The 26882-nt window shown below is 58.4% G+C and carries 19 protein-coding genes; 10 read left to right on the forward strand and 9 right to left on the reverse strand.

Going from position 1 to position 26882, the window contains the following annotated elements; all coding sequences use genetic code 11:
• The first annotated feature begins 71 nt into the window (after positions 1-71).
• The 5 genes from acpS (at position 72) to recO (ending at position 3947) form a co-directional block, all read left to right on the forward strand.
• Positions 72-503, forward strand: a complete 432-nt coding sequence (gene acpS / locus B0E33_RS01910; protein ID WP_062489162.1) for a holo-ACP synthase — start codon at positions 72-74, stop codon at positions 501-503.
• 115 nt (positions 504-618) lie between these two features.
• Positions 619-1371, forward strand: a complete 753-nt coding sequence (lepB, locus tag B0E33_RS01915; protein WP_062489164.1) for a signal peptidase I — start codon at positions 619-621, stop codon at positions 1369-1371.
• A gap of 36 nt (positions 1372-1407) precedes the next feature.
• Positions 1408-2118 carry a ribonuclease III gene (gene rnc, locus B0E33_RS01920; RefSeq protein ID WP_077290271.1) on the forward strand — a complete coding sequence of 237 codons (711 nt, stop codon included), beginning with the start codon at positions 1408-1410 and terminating at the stop codon, positions 2116-2118.
• Positions 2119-2205: 87 nt separating this feature from the next.
• Positions 2206-3132 carry a GTPase Era gene (era, locus tag B0E33_RS01925; protein WP_206051447.1) on the forward strand — a complete coding sequence of 309 codons (927 nt, stop codon included), beginning with the start codon at positions 2206-2208 and terminating at the stop codon, positions 3130-3132.
• A gap of 59 nt (positions 3133-3191) precedes the next feature.
• Positions 3192-3947, forward strand: a complete 756-nt coding sequence (recO, locus tag B0E33_RS01930) for a DNA repair protein RecO (RefSeq protein ID WP_077290272.1) — start codon at positions 3192-3194, stop codon at positions 3945-3947.
• 17 nt (positions 3948-3964) lie between these two features.
• On the opposite strand, the gene lepB (B0E33_RS01935) is transcribed toward recO, so the two are convergent.
• Both lepB (B0E33_RS01935) and B0E33_RS01940 read right to left on the reverse strand, forming a co-directional pair.
• Entirely contained in the window at positions 3965-4639 is a 675-nt protein-coding gene (gene lepB / locus B0E33_RS01935) for a signal peptidase I (protein WP_077290273.1), read from the reverse strand.
• 125 nt (positions 4640-4764) lie between these two features.
• Entirely contained in the window at positions 4765-6780 is a 2016-nt protein-coding gene (locus tag B0E33_RS01940) for a putative bifunctional diguanylate cyclase/phosphodiesterase (RefSeq protein WP_167579478.1), read from the reverse strand.
• 322 nt (positions 6781-7102) lie between these two features.
• Here B0E33_RS01940 and parC point away from each other — a divergent pair, with 322 nt between their 5' ends.
• Entirely contained in the window at positions 7103-9355 is a 2253-nt protein-coding gene (parC, locus tag B0E33_RS01945; RefSeq protein ID WP_055653428.1) for a DNA topoisomerase IV subunit A, read from the forward strand.
• Positions 9356-9385: 30 nt separating this feature from the next.
• Here parC and B0E33_RS01950 read toward each other — a convergent pair whose 3' ends face one another.
• The gene (locus B0E33_RS01950) at positions 9386-10294 is read right to left on the reverse strand and encodes an AraC family transcriptional regulator (protein WP_077290275.1); all 909 of its coding nucleotides are present in this window, start codon (positions 10292-10294) and stop codon (positions 9386-9388) included.
• Between B0E33_RS01950 and B0E33_RS01955 the strand changes: the two genes are divergently transcribed.
• The 3 genes from B0E33_RS01955 (at position 10293) to B0E33_RS01965 (ending at position 12447) form a co-directional block, all read left to right on the forward strand.
• On the forward strand, positions 10293-10700 hold the full coding sequence (locus tag B0E33_RS01955; RefSeq protein WP_077290276.1) for a DUF2000 family protein: 408 nt from the start codon (positions 10293-10295) through the stop codon (positions 10698-10700). The genes B0E33_RS01950 and B0E33_RS01955 overlap by 2 nt on opposite strands.
• Before the next feature lie 128 nt (positions 10701-10828).
• Entirely contained in the window at positions 10829-11992 is a 1164-nt protein-coding gene (locus B0E33_RS01960) for an iron-containing alcohol dehydrogenase (RefSeq protein WP_077290277.1), read from the forward strand.
• Complete coding sequence (locus tag B0E33_RS01965; RefSeq protein WP_077290278.1) at positions 11989-12447, forward strand: acyl-CoA thioesterase; 459 nt, start codon at positions 11989-11991, stop codon at positions 12445-12447. Before B0E33_RS01960 ends, B0E33_RS01965 begins: the two co-directional genes overlap by 4 nt.
• Before the next feature lie 187 nt (positions 12448-12634).
• Here B0E33_RS01965 and smpB read toward each other — a convergent pair whose 3' ends face one another.
• Both smpB and dapA read right to left on the reverse strand, forming a co-directional pair.
• Positions 12635-13114, reverse strand: a complete 480-nt coding sequence (gene smpB / locus B0E33_RS01970) for an SsrA-binding protein SmpB (RefSeq protein WP_023003773.1) — start codon at positions 13112-13114, stop codon at positions 12635-12637.
• A gap of 104 nt (positions 13115-13218) precedes the next feature.
• On the reverse strand, positions 13219-14097 hold the full coding sequence (gene dapA / locus B0E33_RS01975) for a 4-hydroxy-tetrahydrodipicolinate synthase (protein WP_077290279.1): 879 nt from the start codon (positions 14095-14097) through the stop codon (positions 13219-13221).
• A gap of 279 nt (positions 14098-14376) precedes the next feature.
• Between dapA and B0E33_RS01980 the strand changes: the two genes are divergently transcribed.
• A complete protein-coding gene (locus tag B0E33_RS01980) occupies positions 14377-15306 on the forward strand; it encodes an alpha/beta fold hydrolase (protein ID WP_077290280.1) in 930 nt (309 codons plus the stop codon).
• A gap of 207 nt (positions 15307-15513) precedes the next feature.
• Here the strand turns inward: B0E33_RS01980 and B0E33_RS01985 are convergent, their stop codons facing one another.
• The 4 genes from B0E33_RS01985 to B0E33_RS02000 form a co-directional block, all read right to left on the reverse strand.
• Positions 15514-16674: a porin gene (locus tag B0E33_RS01985; RefSeq protein WP_077290281.1), complete on the reverse strand. Its 1161-nt coding sequence runs from the start codon at positions 16672-16674 to the stop codon at positions 15514-15516.
• A gap of 438 nt (positions 16675-17112) precedes the next feature.
• Positions 17113-18273, reverse strand: a complete 1161-nt coding sequence (locus B0E33_RS01990) for a porin (RefSeq protein WP_077290282.1) — start codon at positions 18271-18273, stop codon at positions 17113-17115.
• An 813-nt stretch (positions 18274-19086) separates the two neighbouring features.
• Positions 19087-21186: a penicillin-binding protein 1C gene (pbpC, locus tag B0E33_RS01995; RefSeq protein WP_208997744.1), complete on the reverse strand. Its 2100-nt coding sequence runs from the start codon at positions 21184-21186 to the stop codon at positions 19087-19089.
• A 42-nt stretch (positions 21187-21228) separates the two neighbouring features.
• Positions 21229-26772 carry an alpha-2-macroglobulin family protein gene (locus B0E33_RS02000; RefSeq protein WP_077290284.1) on the reverse strand — a complete coding sequence of 1848 codons (5544 nt, stop codon included), beginning with the start codon at positions 26770-26772 and terminating at the stop codon, positions 21229-21231.
• Positions 26773-26882 lie beyond the last annotated feature (110 nt).

Raw genomic sequence — 26882 nt, forward strand, 5'->3', positions numbered from 1 at the left:
TTTCGAGGACCACCTGTCCAACTAAGACCGGGACCAAGAACCCATCCCGCCGCAACCTGGAAAGCAAGGCCATGATCCTTGGAATTGGCAGCGATCTGATCGATATCCGCCGGATCGAGAAAACACTCGAAAGATTCGGCGAGCGCTTTACCAACCGGGTCTTCACCGAAATCGAGCGGACAAAATCTGACAAGCGCGCCGAGCGCGCTGCATCCTATGCAAAACGGTTTGCGGCCAAGGAAGCCTGCTCGAAGGCACTTGGCAGCGGCATTCGCATGGGAGTCGCCTGGCGGGAAATGGGCGTGGTGAACCTTCCTTCCGGCAAACCCACCATTGCCCTGACCGGTGGCGCTGCCGAACGATTGCAGGCAATGGCGCCTGCCGGTTTCAGGACCACCATTGATCTGACCATTACGGATGATTATCCGCTTGCGCAGGCATTTGTCGTGATTTCGGCGTGGCCGACCGACTGGCCCGAGCCGCAAAAGGCGGATTCCCCCTGAAAGCCCTGCCTTAAGGGCCTTCCTCTCATTGCGTCGGCAGGCGCTAGCGGATAAGAGTCCGGCTGTGAAAGGCGCTGCCGAACAGAACGCCGGACGATTTTGATCAAGGGACAAGATGAGCGTGACGGAAAACAAGAAGGATAAGGACAGCGGCCTCGCCGAAACCATCAAGGTTATTGTCCAGGCGCTGTTGCTTGCCCTGATCGTGCGAACATTCCTGTTCCAGCCGTTCAACATTCCGTCCGGCTCGATGAAGGACACCTTGCTGGTTGGCGACTATCTGTTCGTCTCCAAATACAGCTACGGATATTCCCGCTTTTCCTTCCCTTTCGGCCTGGGCCCGTTCAGCGGCCGGATCTGGTCCGCCGAGCCAGAGCGGGGAGATGTCGCCGTTTTCAAGCTGCCGACCGATACGTCCATTGACTACATCAAGCGCGTGATCGGCCTGCCGGGCGATACCATCCAGGTCATCGAGGGCGTGGTGCATATCAACGGCGAACCGGTCAAACGCGAGCGGATCGACGACTACATCGAACAATCGCCCTCTGGTCTCGTACGTCGGGTGCCGCGCTATCGGGAAACCCTGCCAAACGGCGTTTCTTATGAAACCCTGGACCTGACCACGCGCGGAGAGGTGGACAACACCCGCGAGTACAAGGTGCCCGAAGGCCATTACTTCATGATGGGCGACAACCGCGACAACTCCATCGACAGCCGTTATCTGAACAGGGTCGGCTACGTTCCGTTCGAAAACTTCATGGGCCGTGCCGAAATCCTGTTCTTCTCCGTCAAGGACGGAACTCCTGCCTGGCATATCTGGTCCTGGCCGTGGAGCGTTCGATGGGAACGGATTGGCCGGACACTCTAACCGGGGCTTTGGCGGAACGCCGCCGAAGCAGGCTGCATGAAAAGACAACTGCATCAACCAGGTCCGATTTCGGCCCTGAAAACGGCACTGCAATACGAGTTTCGGGACCTGGAACTCCTGCGGGTCGCGCTGACCCATGCCAGTGCCCTTGCACCGTCTGAAACAGTAGCGGGCAGTTATCAGCGTCTGGAGTTCCTTGGCGACCGGGTTCTCGGCCTCGTGATAGCTTCCATGCTGCACAAGCATTTTCCCAAGGCTGACGAAGGTGAGTTGGCGCGGCGCTTCAACCATATGGTCAAGCGCGAAACCTGCGCGGAAATCGCCCAGGAACTTGGTGTCGGCGATGCGATGCGCATCGGGCTTGCAGAAGCACAGACCGGGGGCAGGAAGAAAACTGCCCTGCTCGCCGATATTTGCGAGTCGGTCATTGCCGCGATTTACCTGGACGGCGGGTTTGAGGCGGCCGAAAGCTTCATTACGCGCCTTTGGGAGCCGCGTATGCTATCCTGGTCGGGTCCACTGCGCGACGCCAAGACAACGCTGCAGGAATGGGCACAATCGAAGAGCCTGCCGACACCGCGATATGATGTAACAGGCCGGGACGGACCGGACCACGCACCGAATTTCACCGTGTCGGTGACCGTTCAGGGACTGCCGCCAGGCGAAGGCAAGGGTGGCTCCAAACGGATTGCGGAACAGAATGCGGCAGAGGCCGTATTGCGCCGGGAAGGCGTCTGGAAGGAATAAGACAGCTTGAACGATAACACGACCAACGATGGTCCGATGGACGAAGATGACGACAACGGCTTTCAGGCCCCCACCGGCCGATTTGACATGCCGCTGCCTGAGCCGCTGCCGGAGATGCCCGCTGATACCAAGGCGGGTTTCATTGCCCTGATAGGCGCGCCCAATGCCGGCAAATCGACGCTGATCAATCAGCTTGTCGGCACCAAGGTCTCCATCGTTACGCACAAGGTGCAGACAACACGCACCATTGTGCGCGGCGTGGCCATGCACGGCGCGGCACAGCTGGTGTTCATCGACACGCCGGGCATTTTCAAGCCCAAGCGCCGGCTCGATCGCGCCATGGTCGACACCGCCTGGGGCGGTGCGCGCGATGCCGACCTGATCGCGCTTCTGGTCGATGCCCGCAAAGGCCTGACCGAGGAAGTGGAGAACATCCTCAAGCGCCTGTCCAGCCAGCAGGCACCGAAGGTTCTGATCCTCAACAAGACCGATGTCGCCAAGCGTGAAAAACTTCTTCAGCTGGCGCAGAAGATCAACGAATTCGTCTCTTTTGAAGAAACCTTCATGGTATCGGCTCTGACCGGCGACGGCACCGAGACCATCCTGGACTATTTCGCGTCCAAGGTTCCGGACGGCCCCTGGCTCTTTCCGGAAGACCAGCCGTCGGACCTGCCCCTGCGCATTCTTGCGGCCGAAATCACCCGCGAAAAGCTGTTCGAGCGCCTGCATGAGGAACTGCCCTATATCTCCACCGTGGAGACGGAACAGTGGCAGGCCCGCAAGGACGGGTCGGCCCGGATCGAACAGACCATCTACGTGGAGCGGGACAGCCAGAAGTCCATCGTGCTCGGTAAACGCGGACAGACGATCAAGGCGATTTCACAGTCAGCGCGCAAAGAGCTCTCGGAAATCATCGAAGCTCCCGTTCATCTGTTCCTGTTCGTGAAGGTTCGGGAGAACTGGGCGGACGATCCGGAGCGTTACCGGGAAATGGGACTGGAATTTCCGAAATAATTTGCGCGGATCGCCGAATCCGTCAAACTCCCGGCCTGACATGAAACGGGAAACGGCCCTTGGAATGGAGCGGACGCGGCGTGGTGCTGACCACCCGCAAACACGGCGAAAACGATGTCATTCTGGAGACCATGACGCTGGATCATGGCCGCCACCTCGGCCTTGTGCGTGGTGGTCGTTCCCGGCGGCACCGGCCTGTCCTGCAGCCCGGCAACGAGCTAACCCTCACCTGGAAGGCGCGCCTTTCCGACCATCTTGGTCAGTATCACATAGAGCCGGAAACCCTGCGAGCGGGTGACCTCATGACCAGCAGTCTCGGTCTGGCCGCGCTTCAGCATCTGGCCTTTCTGCTTCGCCTCCTGCCCGAAAGACATGCCTACCCGAGACTGTTCAATGCGCTGACCGTGGTTCTGGACCATCTGGAGGCTTCGGACGCGGCAGCCGCGCTTCTGATCCGTTTCGAGCTTGAGGTGTTGCGCGACCTCGGCATCGGTCTCGATCTTTCGTCCTGCGCCGCCACCGGCAGCAACGAAGACCTTGCCTATGTCTCACCAAAATCCGCCCGTGCGGTCTGCCGGGAAGCCGGCACGCCCTACCATGACCGCCTGCTGCCCCTGCCCGGCTTTCTTCTTGAGGGGCAACGACAGGCCGGCAGTGAGCTAACCTGGGCCGATGTTACCCAGGGGTTCGACCTGACAAGCTTTTTTCTGAACAGATACCTGCAGGAACATGGCACCAGGGACGGCGGCACGCGAAGCCAGGTACTCTCCGCCCTTGAGAAGCGTTACCGAACCGAATTTCCCTGGAATTTCTGAAACTCCAGAAACACGCCCTAATTTGCTTCCGGCTGCTGCGGCTGCCACAGCGAACTGCCCTCGCCTTTCGGAAGAAGGATCATCTCAACGACACCGAAGACCCCACTCAGCGGTACATACCCGATGTAGTCTGTAAAACGACTATCGACGGAGTTGTCTCGATTGTCGCCCATTACAAACAGATGACCGTCGGGCACGACATATTCTCTTGTCGTGTCCATTTCTCCTTGCGGATCGAGATCCAGAACTTCGTAACTTCTGCCGTTCGGCAAAGTTTCCCTAAATCGCGGAGCAGAGATCTCTGAGCCGTCTCGATGCTCGTAGCGATAGTCTGCAAGGGCCTGACGTGGAACAGGCACATCATTGATCAGCACCACGCCGTCCTGAAGCCGTATGCGCTCGCCAGGCAAGCCGATGACCCTTTTCATATAATCGTTCGCTCTTTTGGCGGCGATAGTGAAAACGATTACGTCTCCGCGGACTGGCTCATAGTGCTCGCCCATTGAGGGGAAGATTTTTGTCGCAAGAACAACTTCATCGACCTCCAGGGTCGGACGCATGTTGCTTGAAAGATTGGAATAGGTTTTCAGGCGCAGCAGGTAAAAATCGTTCCAGGACACCGCGACCGCGACCAGAACCAGCGCTACCAAACCGACCAAGAGCCAGCGAAAAGATTTGCGTTTGGAAGCCATGCCCCCCCCCAGCAAAGGAACCACACGATTGGCAGTGCGGCTGAATAAACCTTTCAACGGCCTAAGGGACGGTGCTGATTCCTACAATCCTTTCCTGCAACCAAAGGTATTTAGACGACGCGCCTTCATCCTGCCTGGGCAGCCTCCAAAGCAACCGGAGGGTCGTCCGATTGCATTGTGCCGCTGGAAAGGGTCATGCCTTTGGTAAACAGGCGTCCAAGATCCGCTTCGGAAAGCGGCCTGGAAAACAGGTAGCCCTGCACTTCGCTTGTGCCGAGACTTTTTAGAACGGACAGTTCTTCTTCCGTTTCAACGCCTTCGACAACGCAGGCAATGCCCATGTCGCGGCTGAGGGCCAACAGCGACTTGACGATGCCATATCCGGCTGTATCCGGCCGAATACCGTGGACGAAACTTCGATCGACCTTGATGCAGTCGAGGGGCAGCTTGTGAACATGGGAAAGGCTCGAATAACCGGTGCCGAAATCGTCGAGTGACAGACGGATCCCGGTTTCCTTCAAGGCGAGGATCGCCCGGCTAGCTTCCTTGAAATCCCACATCACGGAAGTTTCCGTCACTTCGCAATGCAGTCGCCCTGGCTCAAATCCGAAGCTCTCCAACAGGTCGAGTATCTCCTGCACGAAACCACGGGACGACAGGTTGCTTGCCGACAGGTTGAAAGACAGCTTCAGATCGGCTGGCCAGTGACGAGCGGCTTCAAGCGCCTTGCGCAACAAGACCAGCGTCAGCCTGTTGATCACTCCGCAACGTTCGGCAATGGGGATGAACTCACCTGGCGGCACATTGCCCAGCAACGGACTGTTCCAACGGGCAAGACATTCCACACCCGTAATCCGGTTGTGTGCCACATCCACGATCGGTTGAAAGGCAACCGACAATTCGGCTTCAATGTCCGCCGACTGCAGCGCCTGGGTAACTCTGGCGTGGGACAGCATCTGTTCGCTGTGGCGCGGTCCGAACACGGCAACCGGCTCGTTCCGATTAAGCTTTGCTTCCTGGAGAACGTAGACGGCGTGTTCCAGCAGGTCCGTCGGTGACAGAACGCTTTCATCCAGATGAGCTATGCCGGCGGCATAGTTCAGCTTCATGCTGGCTTCCGGCAGTTGGCAACTCTCCGCAAACAATTCGTCAAAGAAACTGCTGACATCCGAAAAGGCTGCTTCGTCCCCAACGGCTAATAATGCGAACTCGTCACCGGCAATCCGGGCCACGAACATTTGCGGTGCGAGCTTGGATTTCAGCCGCCGCACGACCTCAAGAAGGATCTGATCTCCGGTATTGAGCCCATAGATGTTGTTGATGGCCCTGAGGCCTCCCAGATCGAATACACATAACGACAGCGGTTCTCCCGACTGGCGAGCCGACCTGAAGCTTTGGTCCAGTTCCAGAAGAAAGCAACGCCGGTTGGGCAGACCGGTCATGTGATCGTGGTTCGCGATGTAGTAGTTCAGATCACTCAGTTTCTGGGTTTCATCCTGCTTGTGTTCCAGTTCCTCGGAATGACGTTTCAGATCCCTACCCGTGCGGATCAGTTTGATGAAGCCGCGATAGTGGTTGTTCAGGATGAAGAAGGCCCCCATGGAAGCCGCTATTCCATAGAGCGCGAAATAGGTGAAGACATGCTCGCCTGCGATGGCAAAGTATATAAAATACAAGGTGTTGGCGCAGAAGGCGTTGATGAGGGCAACCGCGCGAAAATGGATCAGGCAGAAAAGCAGCACCAGATTGGCGACGGCAATCGTGAAGACCACCTGAACCTGCAGGTATGGCCCGCCATAGGGAAAAAGCGACAGAACCCAGATCGAGAAAATCGCAGGCGAAACCACCGCCAGGACCTTGGCCTGCTTCTGCCAGGCAAGAATTTCAGCGTGGCTCGGCGTTTCTTTCTGGCGCCTGCGAACCGTCACGATCCGCTGCACGGCGAAGGCGGTCACGAGTAGCGGCACCACAAGCGTCAGAGCGATCGGAGCAACCGACCAGTGCGTCACCGACAAACCCCAACCGCCAGCCAGGCTCATCATGTAGAGGAACGGTGTCTGGCGCTGGATGAACTGATATTGCGCAAGGGCAACGTCCGGGTCGCCACTATCACCAGCAACCCACGTTTTGAAAGCCGTCACGGCCGACGTCAACCAGTTTGAACCCATTCAGGCATGTTCCAAAGTTTAACCCGGCATCGGTAAAATCCGCAGCCTTTCTTGGATTAATACCGCTCTCTCCTTGACATGACATTAAGGAAGCTTCGCAGTTTTCGATATTTTACTTCGAGTTTTTCTTTGAATGGACTTCTTGCTCGCACGCCTTCCGTACTCTCCTGCCCTCGCCTGTAGCGGATAGAAATTCACCCACAGACGTGTGAAATCCGTTGAAAATCCGCTGTTCCCGGCCATTCGAGGCAGTTAGCGAATTGCACCTCGTGCCTGAAACAGCTAGCAAGCAAGTATGGGAAAAGAGACGACACCGCCGCCAAGCGGCATTGAGAGCATCAATCTCAAGAATGCGCTGGAAGAGCGCTATCTTGCCTATGCACTGTCGACCATCATGCACCGGGCCTTGCCGGATGTGCGCGACGGTTTGAAACCGGTGCACAGGCGCCTGCTTTACGCAATGCGCCTTTTGAAACTGGACCCTGGGTCCGGCTTCAAGAAATGTGCCCGTGTTGTTGGTGACGTGATCGGTAAATACCACCCGCACGGCGACCAGGCAGTTTACGATGCCCTCGTTCGTCTCGCCCAGGACTTCGCGCAGCGCTATCCGCTGATCGACGGACAGGGCAACTTCGGCAACGTTGACGGCGATAACGCGGCTGCCATGCGTTACACCGAAGCGCGCATGACCGACACCGCCAAACGACTGCTGGACGGCCTGGACGAGAATGCCGTCGATTTTCGCGAGACCTATGACGGTGAGGACAAGGAGCCGATCGTTCTGCCGGGCGGTTTCCCGAACCTTCTCGGCAACGGTTCGTCGGGCATTGCCGTTGGCATGGCGACCTCCATTCCGCCGCACAATGCGTTCGAGCTCTGTGAAGCCTGCCAACACCTGATCAAGAACCCGAATGCGGAAACCGGCGAGCTGCTGGAGTACATCAAGGGCCCGGATTTCCCGACCGGCGGCCTTCTGGTGTCGGACCAGGGGTCCATTCGCGAGGCCTATGAAACCGGACGCGGCAGTTTCCGCGTTCGTGCCCGCTGGGAAGTGGAAGATCTCGGCCGCGGGCAATGGGCGATCGTCGTCACCGAGATCCCCTACCAGGTGCAGAAGTCGCGCCTGATCGAAAAGATCGCCGAACTGCTGACGGCGCGTAAGCTGCCGCTTCTGGACGATATCCGCGATGAATCTGCCGAAGATATCCGCATCGTCCTGGTACCGCGTTCGCGCAATGTCGACGCAAATATCCTCATGGAATCCCTGTTCAAGCTGACGGACCTGGAAAACCGGTTCTCCTTGAACATGAACGTCCTTTCCATGGGCAAGGTGCCGATGGTCATGGGCCTGAAACAGGTCCTGCGCGAATGGCTGGATCACCGCAAGGAAGTGCTGATCCGCCGTTCCGAGTACCGTCTCGGCCAGATCAACCACCGTCTGGAAGTTCTGGAAGGCTATCTTGTTGCCTATCTGAACCTGGACGAGGTCATCCGCATCATCCGCGAAGAGGACGAACCCAAAGCCGAACTGATGCAGACTTTCGAGCTGTCGGACGTTCAGGCGGAAGCCATCCTCAACATGCGCCTGCGCTCCTTGCGCAAGCTTGAAGAAATGGAAATCCGCAAGGAACACGACAAGCTGTCGGCCGAGAAGGACGACCTGACCAAACTGCTCGGTTCCGATGCGCGTCAGTGGACCAAGATCTCCAAGGAAATTGCGGAAATCTCCAAGGTCTATGGCCCTGAAACCGAAATCGGCAAGCGGCGAACCGACAAGTCCGAAGCTCCGGAAACGGACCTGATCGACATCCAGCAGGCGATGATCGAAAAGGAACCGATCACCGTCATCATTTCCGAAAAGGGCTGGATCCGGGCGATGAAAGGTCACCAGACGGACCTTTCCGGTGTTGCGTTCAAGCAAGGCGACAAACTGAAACTGTCACTCCACGCCGAGACGACGGACAAGATCCTGCTGTTCTCCACCGGAGGCAAGTTCTTCACGCTTGGTGCCGACCGCCTGCCTGGCGGACGCGGCCATGGCGAGCCGATACGTCTGATGGTGGAAATGGACGAAGCACAGGACGTGGTCAACGCCTTCGTTCACAAACCTGGCCGAAACCTGCTCCTGGCAACCACCGAAGCGCGTGGTTTTGTCGTCAGCGAGGACGACGTCGTTGCCAACACGCGCAAGGGCAAGCAGGTTCTCAACCTCAGCGCTCCGGCGGAAGCCTCGATCTGTGTCGAGGCATCGGGTGACCAGGTGGCCATCATCGGTGAAAACCGGAAACTGCTGGTATTCCCGATGGCACAGATCCCGCAAATGGGTCGCGGCCGCGGCGTCCGCCTGCAGCGCTACCGGGACGGCAACATCTCGGACATTCGGGTCTTCAAGGGCGAAGACGGCCTGACCTGGACCGACAGTTCCGGCCGCAGTTTTACCCGGACAATGGAAGAGCTTGCGGACTGGCGCGGCGAACGCGGTCAGGCCGGTCGCCTGCCGCCCACGGGCTTCCCCCGGTCGAACAAGTTCGGGCCGAGCAAGCTTTAAGGCAAAGCCCCCGGTCGTTTTCCGATCGGGCTAAACCATACTGGCGGCGCAAAGCTGCCGCCAGTGACCAGGTGTCATCCCGAATGTGCGCTTGAAGTGACGTGTCAGATGACTTTGATCCGCAAAGCCGCTGGCAAAGGCCGCGTCGGCAAGTGACGCTCCCTGATGCAGCTCGGTCTTGGCCTTCTCAAGACGCCGCATGACGAGATACCGGTGCGGGCTCGTTCCAAAGACCTTTCGAAACTGCCGCGACAAGGAAAACCTGTCCATCTGCGCCAGGTCCTCCAGTTCCTCCATGGCTATACGGTCTGCACAGCCCTCCCTCAGGTACTCGGCGCAGGCCTTGAGGGACGGCCAGTTCAATGAGGAGACACCCGCCATGCGGTCATCGGCATGACGAGCCAGGCAAGCTGCCAGATCCGCAATCAGGCAGTCGCGCCGGAAAGGACCCATTTCGTGATCGATATCGGTCAGGGCGTCCGCCAGATCTTTCCTGAAGCCTGCGTCGGAGATGACGGGTGAGCCGATAAACGGCAGGCGCGCGTTGCCCGAGGCAGCCAGGGCTTCACAAATCAGCTCCGGCGGAATGTAGATCATGCGGTAGCGGAGCCCGCGTTCAGTCCCTGCACCACCATCATGCAGCTCGTCCGGATGAATGACGATCACCTGCCCCGGCAGCGAAGCACGTCTCTCACCGCGATAACTGAAGGTCTGTACGCCACTCATGGTCAAACCGATGGCGTAGGTGTCGTGCCGGTGAGGTGTAAAGCCGTTGCCGTGAAACCGGGCGTCAATGCGCTCGATCCCTTCTTCCGGTGGCGCTACCTGGATCCTGTCCGCTTCCACTTCGCACAAACGTTCAAGACGACTCGGCTTCGGCTCCGCTAGTTCCTTGCTTTCGCCTTCAAGATGAAATCCCCGCGTGGAGTTGAAAGTCATGTTCGAAACCAAGTTCGTCGTTGTTGTCCGAGAAGATCTCGCTGTCTGGCAGAAGCTGAATGTGACTGCTTTCCTGTCAACCGGCGTTGCTGCTGCAAAGCCCGGCATAATCGGCGAACCCTATAGCGATGCGGCGACCAATGTCTATCACCCGATGAGTGTCCAGCCGATCATCGTCCTGAGTGCCGACGCAGAAACACTCGGCAAGATCCACAAGCGGACGCTGGACCGTTCGGTTCCGGCAAGTCTTTACATCGAGGAAATGTTCACCACGGGCCATGACAGTGCGAACCGGGAGGTCTTTTCGCGCTTTGGCCCGGATGATGCGAAAGTGGTCGGCATTGCCTTTCATGCGGACAAGAAGGTCGCAGACAAAATTTCCAAGGGCGCGAAGATGCATGCCTGAACAACTCCAGACTTTACTGGCCTCGAAAATTACCCCCCTCCCGCCTTCTTCAAAAGTCGGATCAATCTTCACTCGACTGCGCATGTCTTTTCCGGGCACTGTGGGGCAAAGAAAACCCGGGAGGACTTATGATAGGGGCGTTCACGTTCAACACCAGTCAGCGCATCGTCTTCGAAAATGGAGCCGCTGCGAACCTGGCAAACCACGCGGCTTCCTTTCTGGGGCCGCGCCCCTTTCTGGTAACGGATCCCGGCATTGTTTCCCTCGGCCTGCAGGCGTCCTGCGAGGCATCCCTGGTCGGAGCGGGGCATGACATCGCCCGGTTCAGTGACGTCGTCGCCGATCCGCCGCGGTCCCTGGTCGATGCCGCCGTGGACGCGGCTCGCTCGCACGGCGCAACGTCGATCATCGGATACGGCGGAGGTTCCTCCCTGGATGTCGCAAAGCTTGTCGCGCTGCTGCTGGGCAGCAACGAGGACCTGGACGAAGCCTGGGGCATAGGAAACGCCAAGGGGCCACGGCTGCCGCTCATCCTCGTTCCGACCACAGCAGGAACCGGCTCCGAGGTCACTCCGATCTCGATCATTACAGTGGGGGATGAGGAAAAGCGCGGCGTCGTGTCTCCCTTCCTTCTTCCCGATCTTGCGATCCTCGACCCGCTGCTCACACTTGGCCTGCCAGGCCCTGTCACTGCGGCAACGGGGATAGATGCCATGGTCCACGCGATCGAGGGATACGCCTCGAAATCCGTGAACAACAACCCCGTCTCCCGAACGCTTGCCGTTGAAGCCTTGAAACTGCTTGGCGCCAACATTGAAAAGGCCGTGTTCACACCGGACGACAGGGACGCACGTGGCGCGATGTTGCTCGGCTCCATGCTTGCCGGCATGGCCTTTGCCAATTCACCGGTGGCCGCGGTTCATGCGCTTGCCTATCCCATCGGCGGCACGTTTCACGTCCCTCACGGGCTATCCAACGCGCTGGTTCTGCCACATGTCCTGAAGTTCAATAACGCTGTTGCTTCAGAAACCTATGCCGAGATTGCGCCAATTGTTTTCCCAGGACTTGCCGAGGTAAACGATGCCAGGGCGCGCTCTGACCTGTTTGCAGATAACCTGGCAGACCTGGCTGCAAAACTGGGCCTTCAAACACGCCTGCGCGATGTCGGAATCAGCGAGACTGATCTGCCCAAAATGGCGAGCGACGCCATGAAGCAAACCCGCCTGCTGGTCAACAACCCGCGGGAGCTTGGCGAAACGGACGCGCTTGAAATCTACAGGGCGGCGCTATGAACATCACAGCTCATCCACAAGCGGCGAGGCCGGAACCTTTAAACAGGTTCGAATTCAAAGCTTTTCAACATATCCCCACAAGGTGGATGGATGTGGACATCTACGGGCACGTCAACAACGTTCAGTATTTGAGCTTTTTCGATACGGCTGTTAACAGCTGGTACGTTGATAAGAAACTGCTCGACCCGCTAAAGAGCCCCGAGATCTTTCTGGTGGTGGAAACCGGCTGCCATTACTTCGCCGAACTAACCTTTCCCGCCATCATATCCGCAGGACTGAAGGTTGAAAAACTTGGCTCAACTTCTGTAATTTTCAGGGTTGGATTGTTTGCCGGCGAAAGCGAGACGACAGCAGCTCACGGCCGCTTTGTCCATGTCCACGTGGCCCGTGAAACTCGCAGACCCTGCCCTATTCCCGACTGGAAACGGGGAATCCTGGAAGGTTTGACGGCTTAGATACCGGACAAGTCCGTCGAGACGGTTACACTGCGAATGCTCACAGGCAATCCACGGGAAAAGTCCGGGATGGGCGTTTCCACTACCCACAGGCACTGCACAGCTCTTCCACACGTTATGCGCAAGCTTTCAACAGGTTACGCACAGTCATGGAATTGTCACGCAGCGACGCTGTGGATAGCGAAAATCAGCTGAAGTTCTTCATCAAGCGGGACTTTTCGCGCTGCCAATCGCGTTTCTTCTCAGTCTCGCGCTTGTCATGCAGCTTTTTACCCCGGGCAAGGGCCAATTCCAGCTTTGCCCGGCCCTGCTCATTGAAATAGAGCTTGAGTGGGACAATCGTCTTGCCGTCCTTCTGGACGGCACCAGCCAACTTGCCGATCTCGCGCTTGTGCAACAGCAATTTTCGCGGACGGCGGGGTTCGTGATTGAACCGATTGGCCTGCAGGTATTCCGGAATATAGACGTTGTAGATCCAGATCTCGCCCTTATGTTCGGCGGCGTAGGATTCTGCAATATTCGCCTTGCCGTTGCGCAGCGATTTGACCTCGGTGCCCTTCAACTCGATACCTGCTTCCAGCGTATCTTCGATTTCGAAATTGAACCGGGCTTTCCGGTTGTCGGAAATGATTGTCCGCCCCGGATCGCCCCCTTTTCTCGGAGCCATTTTTTTCCTTCCGGCGCCAGCGCCTTGAAGTTCGGTTCGTCTCGAAAGGGCAAACAATCGAGACGAACGTCAGTTCCCGGCAGCCAGTGCCATTCCTTTTCCGGTCAGTTGATCAGCCCTGCGTGTGCCATTGCAGCTCGGATCTCGGCTTGTGCTTCTTCCGTCACCGGCAGAAGAGGCAGCCGCAACTCTTCGTCCACCTTGCCAAGCAGGGAAAGCGCATATTTTGCACCGCCCGGGCTCGGTTCCAGGAACATGGCCCGGTGTAGCGGCGCGAGGCGGTCCTGATATTCCAGCGCCTTCTTGTAGTCACCAGCAAGCGTGGCAGCCTGGAACTCGGCACACAGGCGCGGTGCCACGTTTGCGGTTACCGAAATGCACCCGACACCGCCGTGAGCATTGAAAGCAAGTGCGGAGATATCTTCACCGGACAGCTGGACGAAATCCGGTCCACACAGATGGCGCTGACGGCTGGCCTTTGCCATGTCAGCCGTTGCATCCTTGACACCCTTGATGTTCTCGCAGGTTTCAAACAGCTCTGCCATCGTTTCCGGCAGCATGTCGACAATCGACCGGCCAGGAATGTTGTAGATGAAGATCGGGATGCCAACGGCATCGTTGACGGCCTTGAAATGGGCCTTCATGCCAGCCTGGTTCGGCTTGTTGTAGTAAGGCGTCACGACCAGCAGCGCATTGGCACCGGCCTTTTCGGCGTGTTGCGCGAAGTCGATTGCTTCGATCGTATTGTTGGAACCTGCGCCCGCCATGACGGGAACGCGGCCCGCGGCCGCTTCTACACACAGTTCGACAACGCGCTTGTGTTCATCATGGGTCAGCGTCGGGCTTTCGCCGGTCGTGCCCACTGGCACGAGACCGGAGGAACCTTCAGCGATCTGCCAGTCCACGAACTCCTGAAACCGTTTCTCATCGAGCGCTCCGTCCTTAAACGGGGTAATCAGCGCTGGAATTGAACCTTTAAACATCTCGGTTTCCTCTTGGATGACTGTCGTGGTTCCGACGGGCGGAAGGGCATCTGTTTCAGATGGAGGCGCAACATACTCATCTGCCGAACAAGGAGCAATGGTTCCAATGCTATAGAACTGCTGCTTTTCGACTTTTCTTGCCTTAACTGCGCTCTTCCAGCGACACCTGGCCTCATCTTTTCAATGCCTGATACGAAGTCTTCCTATTGGCACCCGCCCGCAATCCACTCTATCTTTGAAAAAAACAACTTTTGGATGGAAACGTTACGGGAGACACCCATGACTTCTGCGCCGCAAGAAGCGCTTGTCAGCTCCAGCACCGCCCCGATGCCGCCAGTAGTAGACTTTACCTGGAAGAGCCCGGATGGCCTTACTTTGTCAGGCTGCGAGTGGCCGTCTGCCAAACCGGCATCAGACGAGGCAGCGTCCCCAATTCCCGTTCTCTGCCTGCCGGGACTTTCCAGAAATACGCGAGATTTCAATGAGATCGCGCGTTTCCTTCAAACTTGCGGCCACAGGGTCATCGCCCTCGACTACAGGGGACGAGGCAAGAGCGACTGGGATCCCGATTGGCGCAATTACGCCTTGACCGTTGAAGACAAGGACATCGATGCTGCCATTACAGAACTTGGACTGGACCGTTTTGCCGTTCTTGGAACTTCACGGGGTGGCTTGCATGCCCTGGCAATGGGCTTACGTTATCCCGCATCCCGAATGGCGGCCGTGATCTTCAATGACATTGGTCCGCATATCGAGATGCGCGCGATCCACCGGATCGCCGCAACACTCGGCCACCACATGAAATGCGCCTCCCATGAAGACGTCGCAGCCAACCTGGAACACACGCTCGGATATCAATTCCCTGCCTTCGGAAAGGCTGACTGGCTCAAGCTGGCCGGCCAGCTTTCGAGCGAGCAGGACGGACATGTGATGATGGACTACGACCCCGCCCTCGCCCATCAATTGGCAAGTCTCGATGATGCCACGCCCACACCCGACCTCTGGCCTCTTTACGAAAAGCTGACCGACAGACCGGTTCTGGTGCTTCGCGGCGAACATTCGGATCTGCTGAGCCCGGAAACATGTCAGCGGATGACGGACAACCACCCGAACGCCACAGCAAAAACCATTCCCGGCCAAGGGCATGCCCCTGTCCTGTGGGATGGTGAGACGCACAAGACGATTTCGGATTTTCTGAAAAGCGTTTGAATCTGGCGGCCACCTGGCCTTGTTCCGCTTAGCTCTTCTGAGCTTCTGAGCTGCTGAGCTGCTGAGCTGCTGAGCTGCTGAGCTGCTGAGCTGCTGAGCTGATGCGACACTCTGTACGTCGCATTTTACAGTTCTTTTTGCCAGACAAGACAAAAGAAAACCCGGCGTTTCCGCCGGGTTTCCCATCAAACCTCGAGTGAGGATTGATTAGAAGGTGCGCTGCATACGAACACCGAAGAGGAGTTCGTCAACGTCAGATGCGTTGTCCGGGTCGGTGTTGGCGTAACCAACGTCAGCACCCATTACGAAGCCAGAGACCGGCTCCCACTGTACGGAACCGTCGATTGCCCAACGGGACAGGTCGGTTGCGCCGTTCGGCTGATCGATGTCCATGTAAGAACCGTCGAGAGCAAGACCGATCGTGGAAGTTGCCTGGATGTAAGCACCAGCCGACAGGGAGTAGCCGGTGGAGGTGCCGCTGGTCGGGCCGTAATCGGAGACTGCTACGCCGCCAACGGTGCTGCCTGCGCCGATGTAGGACAGAGCGCCGTCTGCGTAGAAGCCCTGGAAGAAGATGTTGGAGCCCGGGGAAGCCATCGGGATGTTGACAGCAACACCACCGCCGATTGCCCAACCGAAGGAATCGTCAGCACCGTTGTTGGTTGCGCCGGTCTGGTGTGCGTTTGCACGATCCGGGTAAACCTGGTGCAGAGCACCGGACAGCTGTGCAGAACCCCAGCCCTGGGAAACGCCGAGAGCAGCGACCAGGTCCGGTGCACGAGTGCCGCCGTAGGTGCCAACTTCACGATGCGAACGATCTTCCAGAGCGATCGTAGCGGAGAAGCCGTTGCCGAAAGCTGCGGTGTAAGCGATCTGGTTGACCGTCTGGTCGGACCAGTTACGGCTAACAACACCCATGAAGGTCTGACCGGTGAAGATGTCGAAGTTCGAGGTCAGAAGACCTGCGGTCAGGCCGCCCCACTGGATGTAGGCGTTATCGAGGCTGGCAGAGTTAACTGCGTTCGTAACGGTCGAGTACATGGAGACGTATGCACGCAGGGTACCGAATTCGGTTGCAGTGCGAGCGTCCAGGTACAGGTAGCCGCGAGACAGCCAGGAGTAGCCGTCAGAATCACGGTTGCCCCAAGCGCCGTTGTCCAGCGTGTTGTTGACGATTACCTGGGTACGAACACGGCCGCCAACGCGGAGGCAGGTTTCGGTGCCCGGGATGTAGTAGAAGCGTGCGCCGTAAGCGTCACAGACGCGAACGTAATCAACCGGCTCCGGAGCAACCGGAAGATCGGCTGCCTGTGCGGTGGTGGCAGCAGCAGCAGCTGCAGCGCCGAGCATCAAGCTCTTGAGTTTCATATCTGACCTCCAATCAGTCATTTCAATTGGCACCAAAGAAAAGCGCCATTGTCCCCGCGAATTGTTTCTGAGTTTGCCACCGACCGGAGGTTGGACGTCCGAGGCAGACAAATCAGTGCGGCTCGAAGCCGCTCGCAAGGATGACCATACGCATCCAATTTCCCGGTTCAATACAGAATACGGTTTGCACCTACCGCAGCGGCTGTTTTCAAAAACCGGTGTTGCGCGAATGTCACAAAATCAGATCGGAAATTTAGAAACTGTTAGGAAACTCGGCAAAATCGCCGGTTTGACCGGTACTTGACCGGGAGGCTAGAGGCCTCGCCCCATGCGGATTCTCGGGGAATCAAAATGGGGACGGCCCGGCAGATTGAAGCCTGCCGGGCCGCGTGACTGACTGGAGTTCAGAGGATCACAGCCAGAAATCTAATCAGATGATTAGAAAGTGCGCTGCATACGAACACCGAAGAGGAGTTCGTCAACGTCAGATGCGTTGTCCGGGTCGGTGTTGGCGTAACCAACGTCAGCACCCATTACGAAGCCAGAGACCGGCTCCCACTGTACGGAACCGTCGATTGCCCAACGGGACAGGTCGGTTGCGCCGTTCGGCTGATCGATGTCCATGTAAGAACCGTCGAGAGCAAGACCGATCGTGGAAGTTGCCTGGATGTAAGCACCAGCCGACAGGGAGTAGCCGGTGGAGGTGCCGCTGGTCGGGCCGTAATCGGAGACTGCTACGCCGCCAACGGTGCTGCCTGCGCCGATGTAGGACAGAGCGCCGTCTGCGTAGAAGCCCTGGAAGAAGATGTTGGAGCCCGGGGAAGCCATCGGGATGTTGACAGCAACACCACCGCCGATTGCCCAACCGAGGGAATCGTCAGCACCGTTGTTGGTTGCGCCGGTCTGGTGTGCGTTTGCACGATCCGGGTAAACCTGGTGCAGAGCACCGGACAGCTGTGCAGAACCCCAGCCCTGGGAAACGCCGAGAGCAGCGACCAGGTCCGGTGCACGAGTGCCGCCGTAGGTGCCAACTTCACGATGCGAACGATCTTCCAGAGCGATCGTAGCGGAGAAGCCGTTGCCGAAAGCTGCGGTGTAAGCGATCTGGTTGACCGTCTGGTCGGACCAGTTACGGCTAACAACACCCATGAAGGTCTGACCGGTGAAGATGTCGAAGTTCGAGGTCAGAAGACCTGCGGTCAGGCCGCCCCACTGGATGTAGGCGTTATCGAGGCTGGCAGAGTTCGCACCGTTAGTGACGGTGGAGTACATGGAGACGTATGCACGCAGGGTACCGAATTCGGTTGCAGTGCGAGCGTCCAGGTACAGGTAGCCGCGAGACAGCCAGGAGTAGCCGTCAGAATCACGGTTGCCCCAAGCGCCGTTGTCCAGCGTGTTGTTGACGATTACCTGGGTACGAACACGGCCGCCAACGCGGAGGCAGGTTTCGGTGCCCGGGATGTAGTAGAAGCGTGCGCCGTAAGCGTCACAGACGCGAACGTAATCAACCGGCTCCGGAGCAACCGGAAGATCGGCTGCCTGTGCGGTGGTGGCAGCAGCAGCAGCTGCAGCGCCGAGCATCAAGCTCTTGAGTTTCATATCTGACCTCCAAAAGTCAATTTTCATTGGAACCGAACCTGACCCTCAAGGACCTGGCGGGCTCCATCCCCGCGATTTCGTACAAAAACAATTCAGTCGAAAAAGTCCGAACTATTTTTTCTGGCGATTACTCGCCGTCGCAGGGCTTAAGAACCAAACTCGAGTTGGCACAGCAAGTCCAAACTGCTGACTGGCAGCACTGTCAGGCAGCTGTGTGTTTTTTCTGCAACATGCTGTTTTGCAACCAGTTTTCCATTACCCAAGGGAACCATCAAACAAAAATTCGCGGAAAATCCCGGGAAAATCACTATTTCGCGATGAGACACCCCAACCCCATCCCTCCGAAACACAACACAGAAAAACAAAGAACTTCTATCTAAAAAGATAATACTCAATCAAAAAATAGATCATACTTCTAAAATAGAATATACATGTCTTTCTTATTTAAGATATTTTCTTAATTTATACTTTATTAACACCTGAAAACAAGTTCAATGGAGAATTTGAACACCCTTCCCTTAAGGAAAATACGACACCACTCAGACGAGTAGAGAAAATCCGCTAAAACCTCGCCAAGGTAGGTGTTTCTTGTCTTCCACATACTTTGTCGCGGGATTCGATGCTGAAAGATTCGCCCCACGGCGATGAAAACCGCATGTTTTTCGGAAGATTCGCTCATTCCATGCGAACTCTCGCAAAACAAGCGGATGCGCAGGCGGGGCGTGTCGATCCGCATCTTTGATGCAGACCGGTCGGCAGGCCTTTATGTGATGCCGACAATGAAAGGGTTCGATTTGGAGCGCTGTTGTGCGATTAGCGCAAGAGTACCGTTATTCCTGCACTGTTGCCGTTGGCATCGAGCACCGTCACATCCGCAAAACCAGGCGTGTCCGGCTGCCAGACAAGTTGCCTTTCCCGCTGCCCTGTGTGGAGGGGGCGTCCGTTGACAAGGAAGGAGAACGGCCCTGCACCGCCCTTGAACTTGACGACCAGAGGCTGCGCCGACTGTTCCAACGAACTGTCCCGTGCGAACCCAAGATCCAGCTCGGCTCCGTCCGGCGGATAGGATATCTGCAAGGTGTCACCCGTGCGAACCGTGCCGCGGTTTTGTGGCAAGCGGGCAAAGCGAAGCGGTTCGGGAACCTGTTGCCCGGCGACACTCATGGCTTCCGCCGGACCGTCCGGAAGCGGAACCCTGTCGGGTCCCAGTATCTGAAACGCCTCGAAGAGAATAGGTACGGCGACCGAAGCTCCCGTCGCCCCGGGCACTGGCGTGCCATCCGGGCGCCCCGACCAGATCGCCACCACATGATGACCGTCATAACCGACAGCCCAAGCGTCACGATAGCCGTAGGCTGTGCCCGTCTTGTAGGCGACGTGGTGTGTTTCTGCACTTTGCGGCTGCGGCAATCCGGAAAGAATATCGCCCACCATCCAGGAGGCCTTTTCCGAAAGGACACGGGCTGAAGACACCGGCGCCGTACCCTCTTCGCAGTCTTTGCGGCACACGGACAGGGCTACCGGTTCGCCACCTCGAGCCATTGCGGCGTAGGCCTGGGTCAGGTCCCGCAAGGTCATGCCGAGACCGCCAAGGCTGATGGCAAGCCCCGGTGCGATGCCTTTCTCCATGACGGGATTGGCACCGGCACGTTTCAGTCGGGCAATCAGCCGTGCCGGCCCGACCGCTTCCAGCAACTTCACGGCCGGTGTATTGAGCGACAACTGAAGGGCTTCGCGCAGGGTGACCGTGCCCTGGTAGGACTGGTCGAAGTTCGTCGGCTGGTAGCCACCAATGTTGGTCGCCCGGTCTTCAATGAAACTTTCCGGCAGACCGACACCTTCTTCAAAGGCAAGGCCATAGATGAACGGCTTCAGCGTTGATCCGGGCGAACGTGTGGCGCGGGTCATGTCGACATGCCCCTGGCGGCGCGTGTCCAGAAGGTTCGGCGCGCCAACGCTTGCCAGAATTTCTCCGCTCTGGTGATCGGCGACCAGAATGGCCAGGGAAACTGGCGATGGCATCGTCTCGCTCTTCCGTCTCGCCAGGGATTCGATCGCACGCTGAAGCTCAAGGTCGATCGTCAGCCGGTGGACAGGCAAGAGAGGCGCATCGGCACGCGCCTGCCGGCTTTCGTGCGGCGCCAGGAATGGCATTGCATAACGTATCGTCCGGACCGGTTCATTCGCAGCCGACGCCGCATCCTCTTTGCCGAGGACACCAGCCACTGCTGCGCGGTGCAAGACACGGTTGCGGGCCTTGCGCGCCTGCTCTGGAAAACGGTCCGGCCGCCGCGCCTCCGGGCTTTGCGGCAATGCCACCAGCAGCGCAGCTTCCGCCGGCGTGAGACGCCCAGGTTCCTTGCCGAACCAGGTAAGGCTTGCCGCCCGAACCCCCTCCAGGTTGCCGCCAAACGGCGCCCTGAGAGCATAAAGCCGCAAGATATCTTCTTTCGAAAACTCCGCTTCCAGCTGAACGGCCCTGAGTAGCTGCTCGTATTTACGCTCAAGCGACTTCGTCGGCTGCTCTTCCAGCAACCGCGCAACCTGCATGGTCAGCGTAGAACCGCCGGAAACTATGCGGCCGTTCCTGAGACTTTGCAGGGCAGAGCGAGCAAGCGCCAGCGCGTCAAACCCGCCGTGTTCGTAAAACCGCTTGTCCTCGAACGCCAGCAGCATCCGGAAATAAAGCGGATCTATTTCTGGCAATTCCACCGGCAAGCGCCATTTGTCGTCCTGGCTGGTGAAAGCCCGCAGAAGGCGGTCGTTCCGGTCCAGAACGACGACAGACAGAGGCAGGTCGCCGACACGGGGCGGCGCGGACAGCGACGCATAGTCATGCCCGACCTTTGTAATCAGGCAGACAGACAGCGCGGCGGCACCAAGACCGGCGGCAGCGAACCACCGCCGGATCATGAGCCAATTCCGCCGCGCCAACGTTTTCATCGTACGGTCGCCTTACCGTGTCGGGCCGAGAACAACCAACCTGCCGGTTGCCGTGATGGCGCGACGGTCCGGACGATACATATCCTCTACCGACGCCGGCGGGTGCGAATAGTCGCCCGGGGTTGCAGCCCTTGCAAGATAGGCAAAGGTCAGTTCCTTGCTGCTCCAACGGGTCTGGTCCACGGCCACTTCGAAACGGTCCCTGTAGAACGCCGAATATTCCGGCTGATCAACCGTATCGAGGAACGACAGGCCACCGATATCGCCGGAACGCACAAGCCGCGGATTGTCGATCACCAGGCCGGCAGGCAGGCGGTCAACGACCATCAACCGGCCCGGATGATCCGTCAGGGCCCGTACTGTGACGACCACAGCAAGCCGGGTGTTGACCGGAACCGCGGCCGGATCGATCGGATTGCCGTCAAGGTCGTAGACCGTGCGTTCAACCGCATAGTCCTTGCCACCTGCGGGCTCGGGAACCAGCGGCTGGCCCGCCACCGAAACAAGAAGCTCCGTTCCAGCGTCACCGTTGTTCTTCACCTCCACCGGGAAGTCGGCAACCTCGCGGCCAGCCAGCGACCAGGCGAGCCGTCCGGGCGTTACTTCACCACGAACGGAGATCCGGGCGTCTTGCGCGGATTCGTTGAGCGCATTCGCTGCCAGGAGCATCCAGGCCATATCCTGTGTCGACCGGTATGGCTTGTTGGCCTGGGCAGTTTTCAGGAAGTCGATGGCTTCCGTCTTCAGACTGTCTTCCATGGACGCCGAAACGACATAGTCCGTCACGCCCGCGCTGTCGCGCAGGACGGAGCCGTAGTCGTCGCGATAGTACTTCGGAGCCTCCTTCGGCAGAGCGGCAAGAGCCGCCCGGAAACCGGTGGCCGCCCGGTCACGCTCGCCATAAAGGGCAAGCCCGGCAGCAACCTGTGCCTTGGCAAGCGGTGTTGCGAAGTTCTGCAGCTTGGCATCCAGGTAGTAGCGAAGATCGCCCATGGAGGCGCGGCCGTTGCGGGCCAGCACGTAGAGCGCATAGGCGATGTCTTCGCCGCCATCCTGGAAGTCGGAGGAATAGGCCAACCTGTTTTCCAGATTGTCCAGTGCCGAAGTGAACGCAAGATCAGGCACCAGATATCCCTTTTCGCGTGCACGGGTCAGGAAGTCGGTGACATAGGCATCCAACCAGGTATCACCGCCGCCATAGCTGTTCCAGAGACCGAAATCGCCGGAAGAGGACTGGTTCGACAGGATCTTGGCAATGGCCTTGACCACCCGTTCCCGAATGGCACTATCGCCACCAAGCCCCGCAGCCTCGGCAACTTCACTGAGGTAAAGCAGCGGCAAGGCACGACTGGTCGTCTGCTCGGTGCAGCCATAAGGATAGCGGTCAAGTGCCGCCAGCAGGCCGGCGACATCGATGCTTGCTGCACCACCGGCAGACAAGGTGATGTCAACCGTATCCGCCCGCAGGCCGTCGAAGGTGTCCGCATCCAGCGAGAGGCTGTCTCCGGATGCCAGTGAGAAGCTGGACTGACGGACAACTTCAGGCTGGGTATCTTCAACCTCGAGGCTGAAACGCTTGACGAAAACTTCGCCCTGCGGCCCGGTCAGCGACGCCACGACTTCCGACTTCGTCAGCATGTCTTCTGCCGAAACCGAAAGCAGCACCAGGGCTTTCTTGCCGTTTTCCAGATCCAGCGTACGCGACTGATCCGTGCTGCCGCCTTCCAGTCGAAGGCCGTCAGCGACCGAGACTTCGAGCGCATAAGAACCGGAAGGGCCATCGACGTTGTCGATTTCCAGGGAAATTCGCGACTGGTCTCCCGGTGCAAGGAAGGCGGGTGCGCTTGCCGTCATCACGACTGGTGAACGCACTTCCACTTCCTGGTCGGCATGACCGACGCCATCCTTTGTCCAGGCAACCACCATCAGTTTGACGGCGCCGTTGAAGGCCGGGATATCGAAGGAGACAGTTGCTTCGCCAGTATCGCCCACGGTTACAAGTCCCGAGAACAGGGCAAGCGGTTCTTCATCCGGCGGAGGTGCATCGAGCCGCATGCCTGCGGCATCTCCTCCGGAACGGACGCGCCCGCGGGTTCCAGCCATCCGGTCGATCAACTGGCCGTAAAGATCACGGAAGTCGGTGCCGAGACGCCGCTGGCCGAAGTACCATTTCTCCGGATCCGGTGTCTTGAAGCCGGTCAGGTTCAAAATGCCGACGTCAACCGCGGCAATCGTCAGATACGCCTGGTCTCCTGCTTTCAGGTTCGCGAGTTTCACCGGAACGTCCAGTGTCGTCTCGGGCAGGATCCGGTCAGGCGCAGACAACTGCACGTCAAGCGCCCGGTCACCCGGGTCGACCTGCAGCCAGGACAGACCGACTGCCCGTGACGGCATTCGCTTCTGGTCCAGGTCCATCGGTCGGTAGAGGCTGGCCGTGATATAGGCCCCTGCCCCCCAATCGTCGCTGACAGGAATCTCGACCTCGGTTTCCTCGGCAGTCACTTCAACGGTCTTGCTGGCCAGCAATCCGCCGGAAACAACATTGACCACGGCAATACCGGCTATCTGCGGCTTGAGGCGCAGCTTGGCGGTGTCGCCGGGCCGGTAGCTGGTCTTGTCGAGGCCAACGTCCAGATAATCAGGCGTATCGGAGGAGGCATCGGCAGAATACCAGCCGGCATTGAAGGTGACCCGCGTCGAGGTCTGCAGCGTTCCGCTGCCTTCAACGTCGAGACGGTACTCACCCCATTCGACCGGAAGGGAAAGCTGTGCCGGCTGTCCGGCGGTCACCTGCACGGTGCCGGTGGCAACACGGCGGGTGGTGGTGATCGGCTCATAGGACCAGTTGCCGTCATAGCGGTACCATTGATACCGGCGATCGACCTTGGACAGGGTCCAGCCGATGTCCGTTCCGTCGACTTCCTTGCCGTCTTCATCGATGACGATTACGGAGAAATCGGCCGGACCGCCTTCATCGACACCGCCGTCGAAGGCGGGTTTCACGCCAATGCGTGGTCCGTCGATGGCAACAGGCAGGTCCATGTCCCGTTCAACGTAGCGGCCCCCCGCCTCCACCAGGCGTGCGATCAGCTCGCCAGTATAAAGCATGGTCGTCTCGGGAAGTTCGGGCATGAAGACGTCGAAGGTAAGCTTGCCATCTTCATCGGTCTTCAGGCCCGACGACAGGGAGCCACGCTGTGTATAGGCATCCGCATCGGCAATGCCGAACTGATAGCCTGGGTGGGCTTCAAGCGTGCGGATGGGCCGCACGATGACATCACCTTCCAGCGTCTGGCCGCTGGCCGGAGAGCCGTAGAGATACTTGGCGTCCAGCGATACTGCTGTCGGTCCGGTACGGTTGAAGGCCTTTGCATCTGTTTCAAGTTCGAAATCGACTCGCTCGGGCTGATAATCTTCCACCAGGAAGGTCTGCTCGGTGAGCGCCCTGCCCTTCGGATCGGCAAAAACCTGCCAGGACCAGATACCCTGCTGAGCCGACGCTGCCAGCGTCACATCCTGAAGGTGGCCACCAAGCCCGCCGTCGTTCACGGTAAAGCGGGCGTGCTCCACACCGTCAGGCCGGTTGAAGATGAAGGTGAGCGGAAAGTCTTCCTGAGCGGTTGCGCTTGCATTGCGCAGCAGAGCCTGTGCGTGAACGGTTTCGCCAGCCTTGTAGATACCACGATCGGTCCAGGCAAAAACGTCTAGCGGTCCCGGTGCTGCACGTCCTTCAACACCACGGTCGGACAGATCGAACGCCGGTTTGCGCAGGTCGAGGAAGGAATAGTCGCCCTCGGACGTTTCAGCCACGAGAATACCGGGGGCCTGACCGCCTCTGCCACGGGTGAGGCCGACGGCAAATTCCGCAAAGCCTTCCGCGTTACTGACAGCTTCACCGAGAATGTCATTGTTGACGGCCAACAGGCGTACGGTCACGCCCTCCAGTGCCTCAGCGCTTGTGAGAGACCGGATATTGGCGGCAATGCCGTTATCGCCTGAAAGGGCCGTCAGGCCCAGATCGGACACCAGGAACCATTGCGTTGCCAGCGTGCCCCAGCGGTTCTTCTGATCGAGCTTGGACCGTGCAGTCATGGCATAGACGCCCGGTTTCAGCTCGATGCCGGTTTCCGAAATCGGTATGGCGGTCGTGATGTCCTGGTTCAGGTCGTTGCCGGTCTCGACGATTCCGGACCAGACCTTCTGACCCAGTTCGTCCTCGATCTGGTCTGCCCGCCAACTGTCGAGCTGCCGCAGGAAGCGGTTGTCACGCAGAATGTCGGCGATGGAGCGGTTGCCGATGCGGTAGATCGAGGTCTCGACTTCGGAGGTGTTCACGGAAACGATCGGAATGGTGGGGTCGCCACCAGCAGGAAGAACGTAGGAACGGCTCAAAAAGCTGACGGAAGGAGACCGGTCCTTCACATAGACAGTCAGGTCCGCGGTCTTTTCCAGCTTCTCGCCATCGGCTGCCGGCAAGCCGCTGCGTGCGGTGATCTGATAGCGGCCGCCATGCTTGAGACCGTCCGCACAGATTTGGCTGCCTTCCGCCTCGATCGCGAAAGTACCCTCGCCGCTTACGCTGACATAAGGGCTCATGTCTTCGCCAAGCGGCAGTTTTTGCGAGAAGACCAGACAGATCCGTGGCGACGCGCTGTCGGAATCGACTTCGTGATCAACGATCCGGAAGCCGTGCTCGGCAACCAGATCCGCGTATTGCCGACGGACGCTGGAATTTTCCTCGACCGCCAACGATGCCCGCAAGGCCTTGATCGCGGTCTTGTATTCGCTGCTGCGGGTCATCGCGCGGCCCACAAGTTCAAGCGCCAAGGCACGCTCAGGTGCGCTGACCGACCGCAGATAGGCATTGATCGAAGCTGATATCGCGTTCTTGCGCTTGGTTTCCCTGTCCTGCCAGTTGTCTGGATCCTGCAGCAGCAGGGCGGTGGTGAGCTGGGTCCAGGCATCAAATTCTCCCGGTTCCAGCTTGATCAGCTGCAGGAAGTCGGCTTCTGCAAGTGCGCCGTTACGCTCGCCGAGTGCGTCCTGACCGTTCCGGCGCAGCTGATCCGCAGTCTGCCCGTTCGGGCGCACCGAATTTGCAATGCTGAGGGAATAGGTCTGTGCGCTTTCCAGCTGGGATTTGGGAATAAAAACCAGCTCTGCCTTTCGGTCTGCGCTCTGGTCGGCGCGTGGCGCCTTGACTTCAACGACCCGTCCGGCGATCGCACCGGCAAAACTCTGCAGTTCGCCATAGTCGGTCTTCAGGAAACACCAGCCCGCAGAGGTGTTGAAGGTGAAGGCGCGGCACTGATTGTCGCTGAGGCAGACGGATTTGCACCCGTCCAGATCCACGTCTTTCACGGTGCGATAGTCACCACCGAAGAAATCCGCATCATCGATGGTGACAATACGCCGGTCCTGCGCGACTGCTGCGGTGGCCATGACACCGGCGAAACCGGCGCTTGCCACAAGAAGCAGCGTGCTTTTGGCAACCTTCTTGAAACGATGCTTGAAATTGAGGGAAAGCTTTTGGGAAACAAACGAAAAAACGAACATGGCCAATCCTCCGGGGCCTATAATTTCCCCTATCAAGTCACTGGATCGTGACAAGGACAAGGCAAAATAGTTTTTAGAGTGAACTCTCCTGACACAAGGGCGTGGTCTCG

It is taken from the genome of Roseibium algicola (assembly GCF_001999245.1).
GTDB lineage: Bacteria > Pseudomonadota > Alphaproteobacteria > Rhizobiales > Stappiaceae > Roseibium > Roseibium algicola.

Bases quoted from the DNA above. Each gene is read 5' to 3' on its own strand.
- lepB (WP_077290273.1), bottom strand. From the start codon at position 4,639: ATGGCTTCCAAACGCAAATCTTTTCGCTGGCTCTTGGTCGGTTTGGTA.
- acpS (WP_062489162.1), top strand. From the start codon at position 72: ATGATCCTTGGAATTGGCAGCGATCTGATCGATATCCGCCGGATCGAG.
- B0E33_RS01950 (WP_077290275.1), bottom strand. From the start codon at position 10,294: ATGACTTTCAACTCCACGCGGGGATTTCATCTTGAAGGCGAAAGCAAG.
- rnc (WP_077290271.1), top strand. From the start codon at position 1,408: ATGAAAAGACAACTGCATCAACCAGGTCCGATTTCGGCCCTGAAAACG.
- B0E33_RS01990 (WP_077290282.1), bottom strand. From the start codon at position 18,273: ATGAAACTCAAGAGCTTGATGCTCGGCGCTGCAGCTGCTGCTGCTGCC.
- smpB (WP_023003773.1), bottom strand. From the start codon at position 13,114: ATGGCTCCGAGAAAAGGGGGCGATCCGGGGCGGACAATCATTTCCGAC.
- B0E33_RS01985 (WP_077290281.1), bottom strand. From the start codon at position 16,674: ATGAAACTCAAGAGCTTGATGCTCGGCGCTGCAGCTGCTGCTGCTGCC.
- dapA (WP_077290279.1), bottom strand. From the start codon at position 14,097: ATGTTTAAAGGTTCAATTCCAGCGCTGATTACCCCGTTTAAGGACGGA.
- B0E33_RS01980 (WP_077290280.1), top strand. From the start codon at position 14,377: ATGACTTCTGCGCCGCAAGAAGCGCTTGTCAGCTCCAGCACCGCCCCG.
- lepB (WP_062489164.1), top strand. From the start codon at position 619: ATGAGCGTGACGGAAAACAAGAAGGATAAGGACAGCGGCCTCGCCGAA.
- parC (WP_055653428.1), top strand. From the start codon at position 7,103: ATGGGAAAAGAGACGACACCGCCGCCAAGCGGCATTGAGAGCATCAAT.
- era (WP_206051447.1), top strand. From the start codon at position 2,206: ATGCCGCTGCCTGAGCCGCTGCCGGAGATGCCCGCTGATACCAAGGCG.
- pbpC (WP_208997744.1), bottom strand. From the start codon at position 21,186: ATGATCCGGCGGTGGTTCGCTGCCGCCGGTCTTGGTGCCGCCGCGCTG.
- B0E33_RS02000 (WP_077290284.1), bottom strand. From the start codon at position 26,772: ATGTTCGTTTTTTCGTTTGTTTCCCAAAAGCTTTCCCTCAATTTCAAG.
- B0E33_RS01960 (WP_077290277.1), top strand. From the start codon at position 10,829: ATGATAGGGGCGTTCACGTTCAACACCAGTCAGCGCATCGTCTTCGAA.
- B0E33_RS01965 (WP_077290278.1), top strand. From the start codon at position 11,989: ATGAACATCACAGCTCATCCACAAGCGGCGAGGCCGGAACCTTTAAAC.
- B0E33_RS01955 (WP_077290276.1), top strand. From the start codon at position 10,293: ATGTTCGAAACCAAGTTCGTCGTTGTTGTCCGAGAAGATCTCGCTGTC.